We start from the raw sequence: 20,079 nt of genomic DNA, 5'->3' as shown, positions 1-20,079 counted from the left end.
AGTGCGGTTGATTTTTTCATTATTTTTAGAGGATGTTATGACACAACAATATGCTATCGATACTTTATTAGCTCAAGCAGGCAATCGCAGTGATGAGCGTACGGGCGCGGTTTCTACACCAATTTTTCTTTCTACGGCTTATGGCCATTATGGTATCGGTGAAAGTACGGGATTTGATTACACACGTACCAAAAACCCAACTCGTACAGTATTAGAAGAAACGATAGCTAAATTAGAAAATGGAGATCGTGGCTTTGCGTTTTCTTCTGGTATGGCTGCCATTCAAGTTTTGATGACGCTTTTCACAGCACCAGATGAATGGATCGTTTCTAGCGATGTGTATGGTGGTACTTATCGACTATTAGATTTCTCTTATAAAAATAACAATAGTGTAAAACCTGTTTATGTTAATACAGCATCTGCTTCAGAAATTGAAGCTGCAATTAACCCAAATACGAAAGCGATTTTTATTGAAACCCCATCAAATCCTTTAATGGAAGAATGTGATGTAGTTGAAATTGCAAAACTTGCGAAAAAACATAACTTAATGTTGATCGTGGATAATACGTTTTTAACGCCTGTGCTTTCTCGCCCATTAGATTTAGGCACTGATGTGGTGATTCACAGCGGAACTAAATATATTGCTGGTCATAATGATGTACTTGTCGGGTTGATTGTTGCAAAAGGGCAAGAACTTTGTGATCGCATTGCTTATATTCAAAATGGTGCGGGTGCAGTACTTTCTCCGTTTGATTCTTGGCTGACTATTCGTGGTCTGAAAACCCTTTCTTTGCGTATGAAACGCCATCAAGAAAATGCACAAGCCATTGCGGAATTTTTAAAAGCTCAACCACAAGTGGAATCGGTGCTTTATCCGAATAAAGGTGGAATGTTGTCTTTCCGTTTGCAAGATGAAGCTTGGGTTAATACGTTCTTAAAATCCATCAAATTGATTACTTTTGCAGAAAGTCTAGGCGGCACAGAAAGTTTTATTACTTATCCTGCCACTCAAACCCATATGGATATTCCAGAATCCGAGCGTGTAGCTCGTGGGATTACTAATACCTTGCTGCGTTTTTCAGTCGGTATTGAAGATGTAGAAGATATTAAAGCGGATTTATTACAGGCTTTTGCAAACTTAAAATAATTGGAGCAAACCATGAAAATTGCAATCTATAGCACTAAAAGCTATGACAGAAAATATATTGAGCTCATTAACGCGAAATATAATTTCGATTTAGAATTTTTTGATTTTATGTTGAACGAGAGTACTGCACGTTTGGCAGAGCATTGCGAAGTAGTATGCATTTTCGTGAATGATAATGGTAGCCGAAAGGTATTAGAAAAATTAGCCGCACTTGGTGTGAAAGTCGTGGCTTTGCGCTGTGCGGGTTTCAATAATGTTGATTTAAAAGCCGCTCAAGAATTGGGCATTCAAGTTGTACGGGTTCCCGCTTATTCGCCTGAAGCAGTGGCAGAACACACCATCGGTTTGATGATGACACTGAACCGTCGAATTCATCGTGCTTATCAGCGTACCCGAGAAGCGAATTTCTCTCTTGAGGGGTTAATTGGTTTCAATATGCACGGACGCACGGTCGGCGTAATCGGAACGGGTAAAATTGGGATTGCGGTGATGCGAATTCTGAAAGGTTTTGGTATGAATATTTTGGCGTACGATCCTTTCAAAAATCCAGTGGTGGAAGACTTTGGTGGACAATATGTTGAATTGGATGAGCTTTATGCTAAATCTCATGTGATTACGCTCCATTGCCCAGCAACGCCAGAAAACTATCATTTATTAAATCGCGAGGCTTTTGCAAAAATGAAAGATGGCGTGATGATAGTTAATACTAGTCGTGGCTCTTTGATTGATACTCAAGCTGCAATTGATGCGTTAAAACAGCGTAAAATCGGGGCGTTAGGTATGGATGTTTACGAGAATGAACGAGATTTGTTCTTTGAAGATAAGTCTAATGAAGTCATTCAAGATGATATTTTCCGCCGTTTATCTTCTTGCCATAATGTATTGCTAACAGGTCACCAAGCATTTTTAACCGAAGAGGCACTAACGAATATTGCGGATGTGACTTTATCAAATGTTTATAAATTGAAATCGGGCAAAGTGTGTGAAAATATTGTTTTGCCGTCTTAGCTTTTGGCAATTAAAACGATTAGTTTACATTTTTTAAAACGGTGTTATTCTGCACCGCACTTGTAAGTTTAAAAAAAGCCCTTATATAGGGATTCCATTCACAAAATAAGGAAAACAAAATGAGCGAAGTATTACACATTAATGACGCAGATTTTGAAAGTGTTGTAGTTAATTCAAATATCCCCGTTTTATTAGACTTTTGGGCACCTTGGTGTGGTCCTTGCAAAATGATTGCTCCAGTGTTAGATGAACTTGCGCCTGAATTTGCAGGTAAAGTTAAAATCGTGAAAATGAATGTGGATGACAACCAAGCAACCCCAGCACAATTTGGTGTTCGTAGTATCCCAACATTATTATTGATTAAAAATGGTCAAGTTATTGCAACTCAAGTTGGCGCATTACCAAAAACTCAATTGGCTAACTTTATTAACCAACATATTTAATCGTTGCTTAAAGTTATAAGTAACTTTAGCGCATTGATAAGATTGCCCCTTAATGGGGCAATTTTTTGTCTAAAATTTTGATGAACGACCTGATGAGAATCAAAGCACTTGCTCAAATTCTATATTTAAAGGAAAGGCTTTGGTTATTGTATTGTAAATAAAACAATAGCGTAATGCGTTTTGTGTGAGTTGTGTGAAGGTTTCATCGGTTAAATCTGATGAAATAAAAATTTTAATTTTGCCGTCATTAATGACAGGCTGCTCACTATAGCCGCGAACGCCAAGTAGGGTTAAAGGATTGGCGAGGTTGAGCCAAATTTTTCCTTCCATTTCTACAATATCAGCACGTTGTTGAGCAAAATGGGCTTTTACACTGCTCAAAATGCCACCTAAAATAGAAACAGCAAAATAATCTACCGCACTTTTTTGTAAAGATTGGTTATCGAAATTGACTTGTGAATAGAGCGAAATACTGTCATTCGGTGTGAATAATTTAATTTCTTCTCCGCGTAATACGGCTCGATATTTCGCTGTAAAACATTCACTTTCAGGTACGTTATACATAACGTTCCCTCAATATTGATTTTGCCTCATTTAATGTGTTAAGTTTGGCTTCAATAATGTCAAAACCATTTAAAGGGCGGTTAGAAAAAGTGGCAAATCCACAATCTGGATTTAGCCAAATTTGCTCTGGTGGAAGGTAATTTAAGGCTTTTTCTGCTCGTTGAACAATCTGATCTACGGTTTCTACCTCATCAGAACGAGGATTGATGACGCCTAAGCCTAAAATACATTTTTGTCTTAAGATTTCACTTTCTAACAACGAACTTAATTCTCCCGCTCTTGGCGTAGAAAATTCGAGCATTAAAATATCAGGTGCCGATTCAAATAAATCCACTAGTGATGTATAAGGCTCGCGCAGTAATACGCTTTCATCTTTGCTCCAGTTGCCACGGCATACATGTAATGCGGTTTTGATATTTTTATTTCTTGCATACTCAAAGATTTGAGTAATTAAACGTTTTGCAAATTGTAGTTCCGCTAACTTTCTCACCTGAGTATAGATTTGCGACATAATATATCCTTATTGTGTGTTGAGAAAAACTTTCTACGAGGCGGATATTATTATGCTCAGTTTCTTTTTTCTAGTATTTAATTCAAAGTAATTTCAGTAATGTGACGTGGATCAAGAAAAAATCTGGCAAGCATTTTCCCACGTGACTTTTTTAATCAATTCAGCAGGTTCATTTCTTAAGACACAAAGGGCTTTGAAACTTTCCACAATACGTTCTGGTCGATTAGGTTGGCCTTGAAAACCAAATACAGGCATATCTGGACTGTCTGTTTCCAACACTAAGGCGTCAAGTGGTAGTTTTGCAATCGCTTGACGAGTTTTATTGGCTCGTTCATAAGTGATGGTGCCGCCAACTCCGATTTTATAGCCTAAATCAACAAAGCGTTTTGCTTGATCGTAGCTTCCTGAAAAACCGTGTACCACGCCAAGTTTAGATAATGGAATACGTTTTAAAAAAGTAAAAATTTGATCATGGGTTTTTCGACTGTGAATATTGACGGGTAAATTAAATTGTTTTGCCAAATAAAGTTGGCTTTCAAAAAAATGACATTGTTTTGCCCAAAGTTCATCGGTGAGCAAATCGGGAATCGCACGTTCCAAACCAATTTCTGCCACCGCCGTGCAATTTGTATCACGATTTTTTAAGGCTTGTTCTAACAGCATCAAATCATTTTCGGCGTGTTCTTTAATATAAAGAGGATGTAGCCCAAGCCCATAGTGCAAATTATCAGGAAAAAGTGCGGTCATATTTTGGATTGTTTTAAAATCAGCTTCTTTCACCGCCACAATCAGTATTTTTTGCACATCGGCTTGCTTAGCATTATCAATAAGCTGTGACAAAGGTTCCTCAGTAAACTGTTGGAGATAATCGAGATGCGTGTGAGTGTCGAAGAAAGGCATGGGCATTTTCCTTTAGGTCGATAAAAAATGGCGGAATTCATCCGCCATTTGCCATTATTCTACTGAAACCGATGTAATCACTACATCTTCAGTTGGAACATCTTGATGAAAGCCTTTGTTGCCTGTTTTCACTTTTTTGATTTTATCAACAACATCCATCCCTTCAACCACTTCGCCAAATACTGCATAGCCCCATTCTTGAACGACTTCACGACCAAACATTTCTTTTGAACGATAATTTAAGAAATCATTGTCTGCCACGTTAATGAAAAATTGTGCGGTCGCTGAATGTGGATCTGAAGTGCGTGCCATTGCAATGGTTCCACGTTTGTTACTTAAACGATTGTTCGCTTCATTTTGAATTGGTGCTTTGGTTGCTTTTTCGCGCATACCGCTTTCCATACCGCCACCTTGAATCATAAAGCCATCAATAACACGATGAAAAATTGTGTTATTATAAAAACCGTCTTTGCAGTAATTTAAGAAGTTTTCTGCTGTAACTGGAGCTTTATCAAAATCCAATTTAATTTTAATGTCGCCAAAATTTGTGTGTAATGTAACCATTTTGTTTTCCTTCTAAAAAATTAAGGGCTGTATTATTCCACAATCGAGGTAAAAGTGCTATAAAAGTGCGGTTTGTTTTTATTTCATTTTACGAGCTTAAAAATGCTAAAAATTTTCAATACCTTAACGAGAGAAAAAGAAATCTTTAAACCTATCCACGAAAATAAAGTGGGAATGTATGTTTGTGGTGTCACTGTTTATGATTTATGCCATATCGGTCATGGACGCACTTTTGTGTGTTTTGATGTGATTGCCCGTTATTTGCGTTCTTTGGGTTACGATTTAACTTATGTACGTAATATTACGGACGTAGATGACAAAATTATTAAACGTGCGTTAGAAAACAAAGAAACCTGCGATCAGTTAGTGGATCGCATGGTGCAGGAAATGTATAAAGATTTTGATGCACTTAATGTATTACGCCCTGATTTTGAACCTCGTGCGACGCATCATATTCCAGAAATTATTGAAATTGTGGAAAAATTAATTAAACGCGGACATGCTTATGTTGCGGATAATGGGGACGTGATGTTTGATGTAGAAAGCTTCAAAGAGTACGGCAAATTATCCCGTCAAGATCTTGAGCAATTACAAGCTGGTGCACGTATTGAAATCAATGAAATCAAGAAAAATCCAATGGATTTCGTGCTTTGGAAAATGTCAAAAGAAAACGAGCCAAGTTGGTCTTCTCCTTGGGGTGCTGGTCGTCCAGGTTGGCATATTGAATGTTCAGCGATGAACTGCAAACAGCTTGGCGAACATTTTGATATTCACGGTGGTGGCTCTGATTTAATGTTCCCACATCACGAAAATGAAATTGCACAATCTTGCTGTGCGCATGGTGGCCAATATGTGAATTATTGGATCCATTCCGGCATGATTATGGTGGATAAAGAAAAAATGTCGAAATCCCTCGGCAATTTCTTCACAATTCGTGATGTATTAAATCACTATAATGCAGAGGCTGTACGTTATTTCTTATTAACGGCACATTATCGTAGCCAGCTCAATTATAGCGAAGAAAACTTGAATTTAGCACAAGGTGCGTTGGAACGTTTATACACGGCTTTACGCGGAACAGATCAAAGTGCGGTTGCTTTTGGCGGAGAACATTTTGTAGAAACTTTCCGTGAAGCAATGGATGATGATTTTAATACGCCAAATGCACTTTCTGTTTTATTCGAAATGGTGCGTGAAATTAATAAGTTAAAAACAGAAGATGTTGAGAAAGCCAATGGACTTGCCGCGCGTTTGCGTGAATTGGGGGCGATTTTAGGATTACTTCAACAAGAACCAGAGAAATTCTTACAAGCAGGTTCTAACGATGATGAAGTGGCAAAAATTGAAGCACTGATTAAACAACGCAATGAAGCCCGCGCTGCTAAAGATTGGGCCGCTGCAGATGCTGCGCGTAATGAGCTTACCGCTATGGGCATCGTATTGGAAGATGGTGCGAATGGAACAACTTGGCGTAAGCAATAAATTCAAACGTTAAATCACTTTCATTAAAAAGACTAAGTTCAGAATGTAATAGAACTTAGTCTTTTTATTTTTCATCATTTCTTAATATAGGATTTCAATGTTTGTTCCACTTCATAAATCCAATCCAACTCATGCTGCGTGAAACCCGCTTGAATACGAGCATCGGTATTAATGACACCTTTAAAAATTACAATACGATATTTGTGTAACAGTTCAGTAAAGCATTTCATCGCATCTAAACCCCGTTTTTTAGAAAGGGCGTGATACCAATGATTGCCGATATACACATGGCCAATTTCATCACGCAAAATAATATCCAAAATGTTCACTGCGGCAAAATCTTTACGTTGTGCGATTTTCTCTTGCAGAACAGGTGTTGCATCGAGGCCTCTTGCTTCTAATACACGAGGAACTAACGCCATTCGTTCCCAAATATCGTGTGCAGTGGCTTGCGCCATTTCCCATAATCCAGCATGGGCTTCAAAATCCCCATATTGATAACCCAATGTTTTCAAATGTTCATTGACTAAGGAAAAATGCGTGCTTTCTTCACGAGCGACACGCAGCCAATCTTTCACAAAAGCCAAACCATTGCCAAGTTCTTCTTGTGCATTCCGCCCGAATCGCCAAGCTGCATCTAAACCTAAATTAATCGCATTAAACTCAATATGTGCGATAGCGTGCAATGTGGCTGCATAGCCTTCTTCTGTGGCAAAAGAACGTTTTGGCACATCTTTCGGTGCAACTAAGAGCGGTTTTTCAGGAAAAGCGGCAATATTATCTTGCGGCACGACTTCGGGAAAATCTTCTAATTTAATCAACTGAATTTGTGGCAGAAGATTATCGTAGAGATCATTGACTAAACGACATTTTTCTTGTGGATTTGCTGTTTTCAGCGCAGTTTCAACTTGTTGCCAAAATTGTGTAATAAGTGCGGTCATTTTTTCTCTCTTATTCGCTAAAACGGATCAAGCCTTCTTGTTGTGTTGTTGCGATTAATTGACCATCTCGCGAGAAAATCTGCCCTTGAGCCAAACCACGACCTCCAAAGGCATTATTGCTTTCAATTGCGTGCAAATGCCAGTGATTTAAATCAAACGGACGATGGAACCAAATACTATGATCAATGGTTGCCACTTTCATTCCTTTTTGTAAAAAGCCTTTTTCGTGCGGATGAAGTGCGGTCAAAATACAGTGAAAATCGGAAAAATAAGCCAATAAACATTGCTGAATTTTTATATCAAGCGGCGTTTCACCATTGGTTTTAAACCAAGAATATTGCTCGGCTGGCAATTTTGTCCCGTTAAATGGGTTATTCAAATATTTTGTTCTCACCTCAAATGGACGCTCTGCTGCAAATTTTTCATTGAGTGGTTCTGGCAAGGTTTGAGCTACTTTTTGTAGCATCACATTTTCATCCGCAAAGTCTTCAGGCTCACCAACATTTGGCATTGTATTTTGATGTTCAAAACCTTTTTCAGGCACTTGGAAAGAAGCGGTTACATGACAAATGGTATTTTTATGTTGAATGGCTTTTACGCATAATGCAGAAAAGTTACGCCCTTCACGCAAGGTTTCTACATCGTAAATAATCGGATATTGACTGTCTCCCGGAGCAAGAAAATAGGCATGACAAGAATGTAAAATACGATCTTCTGGCGCGACCTGCATTGCCGCTGATAATGCTTGAGCTACAACTTGCCCACCAAATACTTGGCGAAAACCTAAATTTTGGCTTTCTCCACGAAAGATTAAATCATCAATTTTTTCAAGTTTAAGAAGATGAATAAGGTTATTGAGAATATCTGACATATTGCTTTCCTTGAAGATACGATAAAAGTGCGGTTATTTTAGCGGAGATTTTGGGGAATGCCAAAGTTGGAAACAAAAAGCCTGCGATATAAAAAGGTTGAATGCTTATATTCATAATATCTTTTAGATTTGAGACTTGCTATTTTGAGTAATTAATAGCATTATTTTGATCTTTTTGAAGAAAAAGGCGATCTTTGTCATAAAATAATGATTTAAGTGCGGTTAAAATTTTGCCTAATTTTAACCGCACTTCTTTATACAGGAGCAGATTATGTATTATGGTTTAGATATTGGTGGCACGAAAATAGAGCTTGCCGTATTCAATGAAAAATTAGAAAAATTATATTCTGAACGGGTACCAACACCTAAAACCGACTATGAAGAATGGCTTAACACGATTGTGGATTTAGTGAATCGTGCTGATGAAAAGTTTGGTGAGGTGGGCACCGTAGGTTTGGGCGTACCTGGTTTTGTTAATCAACAAACTGGATTAGCCGAAATTGCCAATATTCGTGTGGCAGATAATAAACCAATTTTATGCGATTTGTCTGCGCGTTTGGGCCGTGAAGTGCGGGCAGAAAATGACGCAAATTGTTTTGCGTTATCTGAAGCATGGGATACGGAAAATCAGCAATATTCAACTGTACTTGGTTTAATTCTTGGGACTGGTTTTGGTGGTGGCTTTGTCTTAAACGGTAAAGTTCATTCAGGTCAAGTGGGAATGGCGGGAGAGCTTGGTCATTTACAATTAAATTATCATGCTTTGAAATTATTGGGATGGGATAACGCCCCAATTTATCAATGCGGTTGTGGTAACAAGGCTTGTTTGGATAATTATCTGTCTGGTCGCGGTTTTGAAATGCTTTATCAAGATTTGAAAGGCGAAACATTATCTGCTCGTAAAATTATTGATTTGTTCTATCAAAGCAATGAAAGTGCGGTAGATTTTGTGAATCTTTTTGTTGAGTTGGCGGCGATTTCTATTGGCAATATCATTACGGCATTTGATCCTCATATGATTGTGTTAGGTGGTGGATTATCTAATTTTGATTATCTTTATGAGGCTTTACCAAAAGCGCTTCCGCCTCATTTGATGCGAACCGCAAAAGTTCCGCCAATTAAAAAAGCGAAACACGGCGATTCTGGTGGTGTGCGTGGTGCGGCAGCGTTGTTTTTAACCAAATAATTCAACAAACTAGTGGGTGTATTCAAATAATACGCCCTTTATTTTGGAAAATATTTAGAATATTGTGAATTTATTAGATTTTTTCTTGTTTGTGTTTCTTTTCTCTAGAGAAATTATTAAAAAATCTCGCCTTTTCATTGAAAAGCCATACAATCAAATTATTTATCGCTTGAGGGATGATTATGGAATTTGAATTTTCAAAAATGTTAGAAGAAGTGCTAACTTGGATAGTCGCACACCTTGATGGACCTTTATGGGATGCCACCATTATTATTTTGCTTGGGACTGGTCTATTTTTTACCATTACAACAGGATTTGTGCAGTTCCGTTTATTCCCTGCAAGCCTTCGTGAAATGTGGTTTGGTCGTTCGGTGGAGGGGAGTTCATTAACACCTTTCCAAGCGTTTACAACAGGTCTTGCGAGCCGCGTTGGTGTGGGTAACATTGGTGGGGTTGCAACGGCAATAGCCTTAGGGGGCGAAGGCGCAGTGTTTTGGATGTGGGTAACGGCATTTATTGGTATGTCGAGTGCTTTCGCTGAATCGACCCTTGCTCAATTATTTAAAATTCAAGATAAAGATGGATCATTCCGTGGCGGCCCTGCTTATTATATTGTACAAGGTTTAAAATCACGTTGTATGGCAGTGGCTTTTGCGCTTGCATTAATTTTTACATTTGGTTTCGCATTTAATTCTGTGCAGGCGAACTCTATTGTTGAAGCGACGAGCAATGCGTGGAATTGGAAAGGAGAATATGTCGGCATTTCATTAGTAATTTTGACCGCACTTATTATTTTCGGTGGCGTTAAGCGTATTGCGATTATTTCAAGCAACCTTGTACCAATGATGGCACTTTTCTATTTGATTATGGCGGTGATTATTCTTGGTATGCATATTGATATGATCCCTTCCGTGATTCATCGTATTGTTCAAAGTGCATTTAGTTTTGATGCTGCCGCTGGCGGAATGTTTGGTGCATTGGTATCGAAAGCAATGATGATGGGGATTAAACGTGGTTTATTCTCAAACGAAGCGGGGATGGGATCTGCGCCTAATTCGGCTGCAGCAGCTCACGTTAAGCATCCAGTTAGCCAAGGTTTAGTGCAAATGCTCGGTGTGTTTGTTGATACAATGATCGTTTGTACTTGTACTGCCGTTATTATTTTGCTTTCCAATAATTATGGTAGCGAAACGCTCAAAAGTATCTCACTTACGCAAAATGCTTTGCAATACCACATAGGTGAATTTGGGGTGCATTTCCTGGCGTTTATCTTATTGTTATTCGCTTATTCTTCTATTATTGGTAACTATGCTTATGCGGAAAGCAATATCCGTTTTATCAAAAATAAACCTTGGTTTGTCTTGTTGTTCCGTTTAATGGTGCTATTTTTCGTGTATTTCGGTGCGGTTCGCTCTGGTAATGTGGTGTGGAATTTTGCAGATACGGTAATGGCAGTCATGGCAATCATTAACTTGATCGCAATTTTGATGTTGTCGCCAATCGTATGGAAATTAATGAAGGATTATCAACGCCAGCTTAAAGAAGGAAAAACACCAGAGTTTAAGATTGACGACCACCCTGAATTGCGTAAGAAAATATTTGATTCCCGCATTTGGAAATAAAGATAAAATGGCTACAAAGAAATGCTCTGTCTTTCCAAAGGATTAGATTCTTATTTAAAGAAATATTTTTGATATTGTTTCAGGCTTGGTCTTTTTAGTTTAGATTAAATAAACTTTTGCCGGCACTTTTTACCGCCCTCGTGCCGGCTATTCCAAACTGCGTTGAAAACTGACCGCTCTTTGACTTACTTCAAAAATGCGGCGTGATAGGCAATATGCTCGCCAATAAAACTGGCGATAAAGTAATAGCTGTGATCGTATCCTTTATGGAAACGCACATCTATAGGTTGATTTGTCGCACGACAGGTTTCGATAAAATCTTCGGTACGCAATTGTGTCGGCAAAAACTCATCTTCCAAGCCCTGATCAATACGCATACCTTGCACTTTATAGTCTTGTTGAATAAGCGAGCTGGCATCATATTGCTGCCATTTTTCGCGATCTTCCCCTAAATAAGCAGTAAAGGCTTTTTCTCCCCAAGGCACGAGGCTTGGCGATAAAATAGGCGAAAAAGCAGAAACACTTTGATAACGTTCTCGGTTTTTCAGTGCCAATACCAATGCACCGTGTCCGCCCATTGAATGCCCCATAATGGAACGTTTGCCATTGGTAGGGAAATTTGCTTCAATCAAATCAGGCAACTCGTTCAAAATATAATCATACATTTGATAATTCGTCGCCCAAGGCTGCTCGGTCGCATTCAGATAAAAGCCTGCACCCTGCCCTAAATCGTAAGCCACATCGTTCGGCACTTGCTCTCCGCGAGGGCTGGTATCGGGGGCAACCACAATCACTTGATGTTCTGAGGCATAACGCTGAAAGCCTGATTTGGTAATGAAATTTTGTTCAGAGCAAGTTAAGCCTGAAAGCCAATAAATTACGCCAAGCGGTCGATTTTCTGGATTATTTGGCAAATAGACGGCAAATTTCATTTCGCATTGCAACATTTGGGCATTATGCGCCCAAACTTGCTGTGAACCGCCAAAAATTTGATGTTGTTCAATCAGTTTCATAACGTACCTTAGTAATGAATAACTGTGCGGATCGATTTACCTTCGTGCATTAACTCAAAGGCTTCATTGATTTGATCGAGTGGCATTGTGTGAGTCACAAACGGTTCTAACTGAATGTCGCCTTTCATTGAATCTTCCACCATTTGCGGAAGTTCAGAGCGACCTTTCACACCACCAAATGCACTGCCTTTCCACACACGGCCTGTTACCAATTGGAACGGACGCGTTGAAATTTCTTGTCCTGCACCCGCTACGCCGATGATGATAGATTGCCCCCAGCCACGGTGAGCACTTTCTAATGCTTGACGCATTACGTTTACGTTGCCTATACATTCAAAGGTATGGTCAATGCCCCATTTGTTGATGTCTAACAGCACATCTTTGATCGGCTTATCGTAATCGTTCGGGTTTAAACAATCCGTTGCACCAAACTGTTTTGCCAAATCGAATTTTGCAGGATTTGTATCAATAGCAATAATACGCCCCGCTTTGGCTTGACGTGCACCTTGCACCACAGCTAAACCAATCGCTCCCAAGCCAAACACTGCCACTGAGTCGCCTTCTTGCACTTTTGCTGTGTTATGTACCGCACCAATACCTGTAGTAACGCCGCAGCCGAGCAAACATACTTGTTCATGGTTCGCTTCTGGGTTGATTTTTGCCAGTGAAACTTCTGCAACAACAGAATATTCACTGAAAGTTGAACAGCCCATATAGTGATAGATAGACTGACCTTGATAAGAAAAACGCGTCGTACCATCTGGCATTAAACCTTTACCTTGCGTATCACGTACTGAGACGCATAAGTTGGTTTTACCCGAGCGGCAAAATTCACATTCGCCACATTCAGCCGTGTAAAGAGGAATGACGTGATCACCCGGTTTTACGCTTAACACACCTTCGCCAACCGCAACAACAACACCCGCACCTTCGTGTCCTAGCACCACTGGGAATACCCCTTCAGGATCGCTTCCTGATAACGTAAATGCATCAGTATGGCACACGCCCGTGTGAGTGTTGCGGATTAACACTTCACCTTTGCGTGGCATTTCTACGTCAATTTCCACAATTTGTAAGGGTTGGTTTGGTGAGAATGCCACCGCCGCACGAGATTTGATGGTTGAGTTGATTTGTTTAATTTCCATTGTTTTCCTCTTAATTCATTGACAAAGGTGCCTTGCCTAAGCAAGATAGCAACAGTTTACACTTTAGAGTTCACTCTAAAGCAAGTGTTTTTTACCATTTTTTGTTTAAAGGGAATAAAAAGTGACTTACACCACCGCTAAAGCTGCTGAAAAAATAGGCATTTCCGCCTACACCTTACGCTTTTATGACAAAGAAGGCTTGTTACCTAATGTCGGACGTGATGAATACGGTAATCGCCGTTTTACCGATAAGGATTTGCAATGGTTAAGTTTATTACAATGCTTGAAAAATACGGGAATGAGCTTAAAAGATATCAAACGCTTTGCGGAATGTACTATCATTGGCGACGATACTATTGAAGAACGCCTGTCCTTATTTGAAAATCAAACAGAAAATGTGAAGTGTCAAATTGCCGAATTAAAACGCTATTTAGACTTACTGGAATATAAGTTAGCATTTTATCAAAAAGCGAAAGCATTAGGCTCGGTGGAAGCCGTGAATTTACCGCAGATTCCTGAAACAAGCTAAAAGGATAAAAGTGGTTAAATCACAGAGTTAGAAGAAAAATACAATTTTTAGAGATAGATAAATTTTAACTTTTTTATTACATAAATAAGTTAAAAATCAACTTTTATGATTAAGATCAGGATAACATAAAAATAATCTCCGATAGCTATTGTTCTAAATGGCTAAAAAGAGTATATTCCGAGCCAAATTTTTTCTTTTTTACAGAACGGAGTTTATTATGTTTGGTTTGTCCCCCGCTCAACTGATTATTTTATTAGTCGTTATTTTATTGATTTTTGGCACGAAAAAATTAAGAAATGCCGGCTCAGATCTTGGCGCAGCAGTGAAGGGTTTCAAAAAAGCGATGAAAGAAGATGAAAAAGTAAAAGATGCAGAATTTCAGTCTATAGATAATGAAACAGCTTCTGCAAAAAAAGAAAGTATAAAAGAGAAAGAACAGGCTTAATCCGTGTTTGATATTGGTTTTTCAGAACTTATTTTGCTAATGATTTTGGGATTAGTTGTATTAGGCCCGAAACGTTTGCCTATAGCAATTCGCACTGTAATGGATTGGGTAAAAACGATTCGTGGTTTAGCTGCTAACGTTCAAAATGAGTTGAAACAAGAGCTAAAATTGCAAGAATTACAAGATAGTATTAAAAAAGCGGAATCCCTTAACTTGCAAGCCCTTTCACCAGAATTGAGTAAAACGGTGGAAGAATTAAAAGCTCGAGCAGATAAGATGAAAGCGGAGCTAGAAGATAAAGCGGTTCAAGCTGGTACAACGGTGGAAGATCAAATCAAAGAAATCAAAAGTGCGGCTGAAAATGCAGAAAAGCCTCAAAATGCAATCTCAGTTGAGGAGGCTGCAGAAACTTTATCTGAAGCAGAAAAAACACCTACAGATTTGACCGCACTTGAAACTCACGAGAAAGCAGAACTGAACACACATTTATCTAGCTATTATCCTCCTGATGATATTGAAATCGCTCCAGCGTCAAAATCTCAATCTTCAAAAACTAAATCATAGCGAGTTTTTATGAGTAATGTGGATGAATCTCAACCTTTAATTACGCACCTTGTTGAGCTAAGAAACCGTTTATTACGCTGTGTAATTTGTGTGGTATTGGCTTTTGTTGCTTTGGTGTATTTTTCCAATGATATTTATCATTTTGTTGCAGCACCTTTAACGGCTGTTATGCCAAAAGGCGCAACAATGATTGCAACCAATATTCAAACTCCTTTCTTTACGCCAATTAAATTAACTGTGATTGTTGCAATTTTTATTTCTGTTCCTTATTTGCTTTATCAAATTTGGGCTTTTATTGCACCTGCTTTATATCAGCACGAAAAACGGATGATTTATCCGTTGTTATTTTCTAGTACGATTTTATTTTATTGCGGTGTTGCTTTTGCTTACTATGTCGTCTTTCCTTTTGTATTCAGCTTCTTTACACAAACAGCCCCAGAAGGTGTTGCCATCGCAACAGATATTAGTAGTTATTTAGATTTTGCTTTGGCGTTATTTTTAGCTTTTGGCGTTTGTTTTGAAGTGCCAATTGCGATTATTCTACTTTGCTGGACTGGTGTTACCACTGTAAAGGCTCTTTCCGAAAAACGCCCTTATATTATTGTTGTGGCATTTTTTATTGGAATGCTTTTAACGCCTCCTGATGTTTTTTCACAAACTTTGCTTGCCGTACCGATGTGCTTGCTGTTTGAGCTAGGTCTATTGGTTGCTCGATTTTATCAACCAAAAGACGATGAAAGTGCGGTTGAAAATAATGATGAATCAGAAAAAACACAATGATGAATTGAGTTGTTAATAGTATGGGGGCTTTGCCCCCGTTTTTATTATATTGATATAACCCTAATTTTGTTTTTTTCATAAAACATATTTTCGTAGTGATTTACTAGAAATATGATTTGTAGTCTGTTCTATATTTTTATTGAAAATATCATTACCTGATGGTTTTCTGTCGTTTTTTATTTTTTATCTAATGAATACGATATTTTTTTAGATAATTTCTTTACTTTTTCCTTTTCTTTAAATTTCCTTTATAAAAATGGTTGCAAGATTAAATTAGCCATTGCATATTGTCTATGCGCCTCACGAGGCGAAGACAATAAAAATACAATATACACAACATCAACAAAGAGGGAAATTCATTATGTCAAAAGTTGCTTCCTTAGACGCATTTTTAACAAAAGTTGTTCAACGCGATGGTCATCAACCTGAATTTTTACAAGCGGTTCGCGAGGTATTCACATCAATTTGGCCTTTTTTAGAAGCCAATCCTAAATATCGTTCAGAAGCATTATTAGAACGTTTAGTTGAACCAGAACGTGCATTTCAATTCCGTGTGGCGTGGACTGATGATAAAGGGCAAGTGCAAGTAAACCGAGCATTTCGTGTACAATTTAATAGTGCCATAGGCCCATTTAAAGGGGGAATGCGTTTCCATCCATCAGTAAATTTATCTATCTTAAAATTCTTAGGTTTTGAGCAAATCTTTAAAAATGCTTTAACAACATTGCCTATGGGCGGAGCAAAAGGCGGTTCGGACTTTGATCCAAAAGGCAAATCTGATACTGAAGTTATGCGTTTTTGCCAAGCATTAATGGCTGAACTTTATCGTCACGTAGGAGCTGATACAGATGTTCCTGCTGGCGATATAGGTGTTGGCGGGCGCGAAGTTGGCTATTTAGCGGGCTATATGAAAAAATTATCAAACCAATCAGCTTGTGTTTTCACTGGTCGCGGTCTTTCTTTCGGTGGTAGTTTAATTCGTCCGGAAGCAACGGGATATGGCTTAGTTTATTTTGCTCAAGCAATGCTTGCTGAAAAAGGCGATAGTTTTGCAGGTAAAGTAGTTTCAGTTTCTGGTTCTGGTAATGTAGCACAATACGCGATTGAAAAAGCATTATCGCTTGGTGCAAAAGTAGTAACTTGTTCTGATTCATCGGGTTATGTTTATGATCCAAATGGATTTACTACTGAAAAATTAGCCGCACTTTTCGAAATTAAAAATACAAAACGTGGGCGTGTGAAAGATTATGCGGAGCAGTTTGGTTTACAATATTTTGAAGGTAAACGCCCTTGGGAAGTGAAAGTTGATATCGCGCTTCCTTGTGCAACTCAAAATGAGTTAGAACTTTCTGATGCACAACTTTTAATTAAAAATGGTGTGAAATTAGTGGCTGAAGGTGCCAATATGCCAACAACAATTGAAGCAACAGAAGCATTACTCGCTGCAAATGTATTATTTGGGCCGGGTAAAGCTGCCAACGCTGGTGGTGTTGCCACTTCTGGTTTAGAAATGGCACAAAGTTCACAACGTTTATATTGGACAGCGGAAGAAGTGGACGCTCAATTACATCGCATTATGTTAGATATTCACACAAACTGTAAAAAATACGGCACAATTGAAGGTCAAGAAAACATTAACTATGTTGTTGGTGCAAATGTAGCAGGCTTTGTTAAAGTAGCTGATGCTATGTTGGCTCAAGGCGTTTATTAACAGATAAAAAAGTTAAATTAAATAACCGCACTGTAATAAAGTGCGGTTATTTTTTCGGATAAAATTTGAATATAAGAAAGGCGACATTTTGTCGCCTTAGATATTAATTTATTTTGAATTGTTTTCATCACAATGATTAATATCACTGCATTTTCCGTAAAGATATACGTTATGCGTTTTTAATTTTATGCCGTATTTTTCGCTGATTTCACGCTGACGTTGTTCAATAATGTTATCAGTAAATTCAAATACTTTGCCGCAATCTTCACAAATAATATGATCGTGATGTTCTGTTGGAGCAAGCTCAAAAACGGATTTATTTCCCTCAAAATTATGACGGATTACAATATGCGCTTCATCAAATTGATTAAGCACACGATAAACTGTGGCTAATCCAATTTCACTACCTTGTTCCAGCAAAATTTTATAAACATCTTCTGCAGAAAAATGTTCATTTTTATGATTTTGCATTAAAGCGAGAATAGTTAAGCGAGGCTCTGTAATTTTTAATCCTGCTTTTTTGAGTAATTTAATATTTTCTTCAGACATAATTTTTCTTCCTATTATGCAAAAATGTTAAGCCAATTCAGCTAAACACATTTCATCATAAATTTGTTTACACCATTTTTCTACACGCTCTGCGGTAAGCTCTGGCTGGCGATCTTCATCAATACATAATCCGATGAAAGTGCCATCTTCCAATAAGGCTTTTGAAGCTTCAAAATTATAGCCTTCTGTTGGCCAATTTCCTACCACAATTGCACCGTGTGGCTCTATAATATCGCGCACAGTTCCAATAGCATCACAGAAATAATCCGCATAATCTTCTTGATCGCCACAGCCAAAAATACCTACAAGTTTATCTGTAAAATCGATTTCTTCGAGTGTTGGAAAAAAATCATCCCAGTCTGCTTGTGCTTCGCCGTAATACCAAGTTGGGATACCGAAAAGCAAGAAATCGTATGCTTCAATATCTTCTTTGCTACTTTTGGCAATATCACGAATATCAATTAAATCGCTACCTAATTGTTTTTGGATTTGTTTTGCGATGTTTTCAGTATTTCCAGTATCACTACCATAAAAAAGACCAACTATTGCCATTTTTATTTCCTTTTATATTAAATTTAATCTATTGATTATAAGACTTATCCAAATTCGGCGAACTATATCATAAAAGCATTCTCACTTAAACCACTTAATTCTTATTTAGAAATCGTTTAATTGCACGAATAACAAAATCAGGTTTTTCGGCGTGAACCCAGTGTCCACTCCCATTAATCGTAAAGGCAGTTGCATTAGGAAATTGTTCTAGAATTTTTTCGCTATTTTCTATTTTTATATAAGAGGAATTTCCACCCTTAATAAAAAGAGTTGGCGTAAATACACGTACCTTTTCCCAATCCATAATATCGGCATAATTGTTAAAAAGCGCGGTAAGATTAAAACGAAAACAATCAGCTGAATTAACATCAAAAGATTTCAACATAAATTGTACAACGTCTTCATCATTAATTTCTTGTTTTAAAATCGGTTTGGCTTGCTGACGATTTTCAGGCTTTGCATTTTTTACCGCAAATAGGCCATTAAACACATCTTTATGACCAAATCCTTTATAAGGCAGAGGGGACATATCAATTACGATTAATTTTTCGACTAATTCTGGGCAAAGTGCGGTGATTTTCATGGCGGTTTTTCCACCCATAGAATGACCAATTAATATCACTTTGGATAAACTTAAGTGGCGGATTACCTCGATAACATCTTCAGCCATCAGTTGATAATTCATTTTCTCCGAATGAAAACTATGACCGTGATTGCGTAGATCAATACGTAAAATATTGTAATGTTCACTAAAAGCTCTCGCGATAACGCCGAGATTATCCATATCGCCGAATAAACCGTGAATAAAAATTAAAACAGGCGTATTAATCGTTTGTTTTACTTGATGAAATTGATAATTGAGTAATGATTTTACCATAATTTTTACGTGAGAATTTGTAAAGAAGTCGTTATAATTGAAAAAATTTTAGCAAACAGAGAGATAAAAATGAAGATCATTGAAGTAGATGAAGAATTATACCAATATATTGCGAGCCAAACCCGCTCTATTGGGGAAAGTGCTTCGGATATTTTACGTCGTTTGCTTAGTTTACCTGTGCATACTTCAAGTGTTGATGATTTAGTTCTTACTTCAGCAGAAACTAACAAATCCGCAGATCAAAAGCCAGAACAGGCTATTAATGTGAAAGAAGTAAATATCAAAACAACAAAAAAGCAATCAATAAACGCAATTAATCAGATAGTAGAAAAAGTCCAAACTTTATTAAATTCAGATGAATTCAAAGAAGAAAGTAAGGCGGTGGTGCGTTTCTTAGCGATTTTACGTGTGCTTTATCGTACAAATCCTGAAAGTTTTGCTCAAGCCACAGAATCTTTACAGGGACGTACACGGGTTTATTTTGCTCGTGATGAAGCGACATTATTAATGGCTGGCAATCATACAAAACCAAAACAAATTCCAGATACGCCTTATTGGGTTATTACCAATACAAATAGTGGACGAAAAATGTTAATGCTAGAAGGCGCAATGCAATCTATGGAATTACCTGAAACATTGATTGATGAAGTACGATCATATTTCACGGTAAATTAA

23 protein-coding genes are annotated in these 20,079 nt (G+C 37.9%); 12 read left to right on the top strand and 11 right to left on the bottom strand.

The annotated features are described in order from the left end of the window. The first annotated feature begins 37 nt into the window (after positions 1 to 37). The 3 genes from ACPT9C_RS08205 to trxA all read left to right on the top strand — a co-directional run bounded on the left by ACPT9C_RS08205 (position 38) and on the right by trxA (position 2,598). Positions 38 to 1,147: a methionine biosynthesis PLP-dependent protein gene (locus ACPT9C_RS08205; protein ID WP_050948530.1), complete on the top strand. Its 1,110-nt coding sequence runs from the start codon at positions 38 to 40 to the stop codon at positions 1,145 to 1,147. Between the two features lie 12 nt (positions 1,148 to 1,159). Next, the gene (locus ACPT9C_RS08200; RefSeq protein WP_050948529.1) at positions 1,160 to 2,155 is read left to right on the top strand and encodes a 2-hydroxyacid dehydrogenase; all 996 of its coding nucleotides are present in this window, start codon (positions 1,160 to 1,162) and stop codon (positions 2,153 to 2,155) included. Between the two features lie 119 nt (positions 2,156 to 2,274). Further along, entirely contained in the window at positions 2,275 to 2,598 is a 324-nt protein-coding gene (trxA, locus tag ACPT9C_RS08195) for a thioredoxin (protein WP_050948528.1), read from the top strand. Positions 2,599 to 2,697: 99 nt separating this feature from the next. Here the strand turns inward: trxA and ACPT9C_RS08190 are convergent, their stop codons facing one another. The 4 genes from ACPT9C_RS08190 to ACPT9C_RS08175 all read right to left on the bottom strand — a co-directional run bounded on the left by ACPT9C_RS08190 (position 2,698) and on the right by ACPT9C_RS08175 (position 5,137). Next, entirely contained in the window at positions 2,698 to 3,162 is a 465-nt protein-coding gene (locus tag ACPT9C_RS08190; RefSeq protein WP_009766751.1) for an OsmC family protein, read from the bottom strand. Then, positions 3,155 to 3,673, bottom strand: a complete 519-nt coding sequence (locus ACPT9C_RS08185) for a hypothetical protein (protein WP_230304873.1) — start codon at positions 3,671 to 3,673, stop codon at positions 3,155 to 3,157. The genes ACPT9C_RS08190 and ACPT9C_RS08185 overlap by 8 nt, the downstream gene beginning before the upstream one ends. A gap of 111 nt (positions 3,674 to 3,784) precedes the next feature. Continuing rightward, positions 3,785 to 4,573 carry a TatD family hydrolase gene (locus ACPT9C_RS08180; RefSeq protein ID WP_050948527.1) on the bottom strand — a complete coding sequence of 263 codons (789 nt, stop codon included), beginning with the start codon at positions 4,571 to 4,573 and terminating at the stop codon, positions 3,785 to 3,787. Between the two features lie 54 nt (positions 4,574 to 4,627). After that, entirely contained in the window at positions 4,628 to 5,137 is a 510-nt protein-coding gene (locus tag ACPT9C_RS08175; RefSeq protein ID WP_005634038.1) for a peptidylprolyl isomerase, read from the bottom strand. 102 nt (positions 5,138 to 5,239) lie between these two features. Between ACPT9C_RS08175 and cysS the strand changes: the two genes are divergently transcribed. Next, a complete protein-coding gene (gene cysS / locus ACPT9C_RS08170) occupies positions 5,240 to 6,619 on the top strand; it encodes a cysteine--tRNA ligase (protein ID WP_050948526.1) in 1,380 nt (459 codons plus the stop codon). 74 nt (positions 6,620 to 6,693) lie between these two features. Here the strand turns inward: cysS and ACPT9C_RS08165 are convergent, their stop codons facing one another. Together ACPT9C_RS08165 and tesB are read right to left on the bottom strand one after the other, a co-directional pair. Continuing rightward, entirely contained in the window at positions 6,694 to 7,560 is an 867-nt protein-coding gene (locus tag ACPT9C_RS08165; protein WP_050948525.1) for a ferritin-like domain-containing protein, read from the bottom strand. Positions 7,561 to 7,570: 10 nt separating this feature from the next. Continuing rightward, the gene (gene tesB, locus ACPT9C_RS08160; RefSeq protein ID WP_050948524.1) at positions 7,571 to 8,431 is read right to left on the bottom strand and encodes an acyl-CoA thioesterase II; all 861 of its coding nucleotides are present in this window, start codon (positions 8,429 to 8,431) and stop codon (positions 7,571 to 7,573) included. Positions 8,432 to 8,702: 271 nt separating this feature from the next. Here tesB and nagK point away from each other — a divergent pair, with 271 nt between their 5' ends. Then, positions 8,703 to 9,617 (top strand): N-acetylglucosamine kinase, encoded by a 915-nt coding sequence (gene nagK, locus ACPT9C_RS08155; protein WP_044332088.1) that lies wholly within the window; start codon positions 8,703 to 8,705, stop codon positions 9,615 to 9,617. 182 nt (positions 9,618 to 9,799) lie between these two features. Next, positions 9,800 to 11,239, top strand: coding sequence for an alanine/glycine:cation symporter family protein (locus ACPT9C_RS08150; protein WP_050948523.1), 1,440 nt, complete (start codon positions 9,800 to 9,802; stop codon positions 11,237 to 11,239). Positions 11,240 to 11,424: 185 nt separating this feature from the next. On the opposite strand, the gene fghA is transcribed toward ACPT9C_RS08150, so the two are convergent. Both fghA and ACPT9C_RS08140 read right to left on the bottom strand, forming a co-directional pair. Continuing rightward, positions 11,425 to 12,252 carry an S-formylglutathione hydrolase gene (gene fghA, locus ACPT9C_RS08145; RefSeq protein WP_050948522.1) on the bottom strand — a complete coding sequence of 276 codons (828 nt, stop codon included), beginning with the start codon at positions 12,250 to 12,252 and terminating at the stop codon, positions 11,425 to 11,427. 8 nt (positions 12,253 to 12,260) lie between these two features. Next, positions 12,261 to 13,397 (bottom strand): S-(hydroxymethyl)glutathione dehydrogenase/class III alcohol dehydrogenase, encoded by a 1,137-nt coding sequence (locus ACPT9C_RS08140; RefSeq protein ID WP_050948521.1) that lies wholly within the window; start codon positions 13,395 to 13,397, stop codon positions 12,261 to 12,263. A 121-nt stretch (positions 13,398 to 13,518) separates the two neighbouring features. Between ACPT9C_RS08140 and ACPT9C_RS08135 the strand changes: the two genes are divergently transcribed. The 5 genes from ACPT9C_RS08135 to gdhA all read left to right on the top strand — a co-directional run bounded on the left by ACPT9C_RS08135 (position 13,519) and on the right by gdhA (position 17,426). Next, positions 13,519 to 13,926: a MerR family transcriptional regulator gene (locus ACPT9C_RS08135; RefSeq protein WP_005671199.1), complete on the top strand. Its 408-nt coding sequence runs from the start codon at positions 13,519 to 13,521 to the stop codon at positions 13,924 to 13,926. 217 nt (positions 13,927 to 14,143) lie between these two features. Then, complete coding sequence (tatA, locus tag ACPT9C_RS08130) at positions 14,144 to 14,371, top strand: twin-arginine translocase TatA/TatE family subunit (protein WP_021034982.1); 228 nt, start codon at positions 14,144 to 14,146, stop codon at positions 14,369 to 14,371. A 3-nt stretch (positions 14,372 to 14,374) separates the two neighbouring features. Beyond that, the gene (gene tatB, locus ACPT9C_RS08125) at positions 14,375 to 14,935 is read left to right on the top strand and encodes a Sec-independent protein translocase protein TatB (protein WP_050948520.1); all 561 of its coding nucleotides are present in this window, start codon (positions 14,375 to 14,377) and stop codon (positions 14,933 to 14,935) included. Positions 14,936 to 14,944: 9 nt separating this feature from the next. After that, a complete protein-coding gene (gene tatC / locus ACPT9C_RS08120) occupies positions 14,945 to 15,715 on the top strand; it encodes a twin-arginine translocase subunit TatC (RefSeq protein ID WP_050948519.1) in 771 nt (256 codons plus the stop codon). Between the two features lie 361 nt (positions 15,716 to 16,076). Then, positions 16,077 to 17,426 (top strand): NADP-specific glutamate dehydrogenase, encoded by a 1,350-nt coding sequence (gdhA, locus tag ACPT9C_RS08115; protein ID WP_118879841.1) that lies wholly within the window; start codon positions 16,077 to 16,079, stop codon positions 17,424 to 17,426. Positions 17,427 to 17,534: 108 nt separating this feature from the next. On the opposite strand, the gene fur is transcribed toward gdhA, so the two are convergent. The 3 genes from fur to ACPT9C_RS08100 form a co-directional block, all read right to left on the bottom strand. After that, a complete protein-coding gene (fur, locus tag ACPT9C_RS08110; RefSeq protein WP_005671209.1) occupies positions 17,535 to 17,975 on the bottom strand; it encodes a ferric iron uptake transcriptional regulator in 441 nt (146 codons plus the stop codon). Between the two features lie 27 nt (positions 17,976 to 18,002). Further along, positions 18,003 to 18,527, bottom strand: coding sequence for a flavodoxin FldA (fldA, locus tag ACPT9C_RS08105; protein WP_005648709.1), 525 nt, complete (start codon positions 18,525 to 18,527; stop codon positions 18,003 to 18,005). Positions 18,528 to 18,621: 94 nt separating this feature from the next. Continuing rightward, complete coding sequence (locus ACPT9C_RS08100; protein ID WP_050948517.1) at positions 18,622 to 19,404, bottom strand: alpha/beta fold hydrolase; 783 nt, start codon at positions 19,402 to 19,404, stop codon at positions 18,622 to 18,624. 69 nt (positions 19,405 to 19,473) lie between these two features. Here ACPT9C_RS08100 and seqA point away from each other — a divergent pair, with 69 nt between their 5' ends. Continuing rightward, the gene (gene seqA, locus ACPT9C_RS08095; RefSeq protein ID WP_050948516.1) at positions 19,474 to 20,079 is read left to right on the top strand and encodes a replication initiation negative regulator SeqA; all 606 of its coding nucleotides are present in this window, start codon (positions 19,474 to 19,476) and stop codon (positions 20,077 to 20,079) included.

Origin of the sequence: Haemophilus sp. HN_Hi16 (genome assembly GCF_049823435.1) — a bacterium.
GTDB classification, from domain to species: domain Bacteria; phylum Pseudomonadota; class Gammaproteobacteria; order Enterobacterales; family Pasteurellaceae; genus Haemophilus; species Haemophilus influenzae_D.
Note: the sequence above shows the minus strand (reverse complement) of the source record. Positions and strands in the feature narration are given on the sequence as shown.

Coding starts and splice junctions, on each gene's coding strand:
- trxA (WP_050948528.1), top strand. CDS start 2,275: ATGAGCGAAGTATTACACATTAATGACGCAGATTTTGAAAGTGTTGTA.
- gdhA (WP_118879841.1), top strand. CDS start 16,077: ATGTCAAAAGTTGCTTCCTTAGACGCATTTTTAACAAAAGTTGTTCAA.
- tesB (WP_050948524.1), bottom strand. CDS start 8,431: ATGTCAGATATTCTCAATAACCTTATTCATCTTCTTAAACTTGAAAAA.
- ACPT9C_RS08150 (WP_050948523.1), top strand. CDS start 9,800: ATGGAATTTGAATTTTCAAAAATGTTAGAAGAAGTGCTAACTTGGATA.
- cysS (WP_050948526.1), top strand. CDS start 5,240: ATGCTAAAAATTTTCAATACCTTAACGAGAGAAAAAGAAATCTTTAAA.
- ACPT9C_RS08140 (WP_050948521.1), bottom strand. CDS start 13,397: ATGGAAATTAAACAAATCAACTCAACCATCAAATCTCGTGCGGCGGTG.
- nagK (WP_044332088.1), top strand. CDS start 8,703: ATGTATTATGGTTTAGATATTGGTGGCACGAAAATAGAGCTTGCCGTA.
- ACPT9C_RS08165 (WP_050948525.1), bottom strand. CDS start 7,560: ATGACCGCACTTATTACACAATTTTGGCAACAAGTTGAAACTGCGCTG.
- seqA (WP_050948516.1), top strand. CDS start 19,474: ATGAAGATCATTGAAGTAGATGAAGAATTATACCAATATATTGCGAGC.
- ACPT9C_RS08200 (WP_050948529.1), top strand. CDS start 1,160: ATGAAAATTGCAATCTATAGCACTAAAAGCTATGACAGAAAATATATT.
- ACPT9C_RS08205 (WP_050948530.1), top strand. CDS start 38: ATGACACAACAATATGCTATCGATACTTTATTAGCTCAAGCAGGCAAT.
- tatA (WP_021034982.1), top strand. CDS start 14,144: ATGTTTGGTTTGTCCCCCGCTCAACTGATTATTTTATTAGTCGTTATT.
- fur (WP_005671209.1), bottom strand. CDS start 17,975: ATGTCTGAAGAAAATATTAAATTACTCAAAAAAGCAGGATTAAAAATT.
- ACPT9C_RS08185 (WP_230304873.1), bottom strand. CDS start 3,673: ATGTCGCAAATCTATACTCAGGTGAGAAAGTTAGCGGAACTACAATTT.
- ACPT9C_RS08190 (WP_009766751.1), bottom strand. CDS start 3,162: ATGTATAACGTACCTGAAAGTGAATGTTTTACAGCGAAATATCGAGCC.
- ACPT9C_RS08100 (WP_050948517.1), bottom strand. CDS start 19,404: ATGGTAAAATCATTACTCAATTATCAATTTCATCAAGTAAAACAAACG.
- ACPT9C_RS08175 (WP_005634038.1), bottom strand. CDS start 5,137: ATGGTTACATTACACACAAATTTTGGCGACATTAAAATTAAATTGGAT.
- fghA (WP_050948522.1), bottom strand. CDS start 12,252: ATGAAACTGATTGAACAACATCAAATTTTTGGCGGTTCACAGCAAGTT.
- fldA (WP_005648709.1), bottom strand. CDS start 18,527: ATGGCAATAGTTGGTCTTTTTTATGGTAGTGATACTGGAAATACTGAA.
- ACPT9C_RS08180 (WP_050948527.1), bottom strand. CDS start 4,573: ATGCCTTTCTTCGACACTCACACGCATCTCGATTATCTCCAACAGTTT.
- tatC (WP_050948519.1), top strand. CDS start 14,945: ATGAGTAATGTGGATGAATCTCAACCTTTAATTACGCACCTTGTTGAG.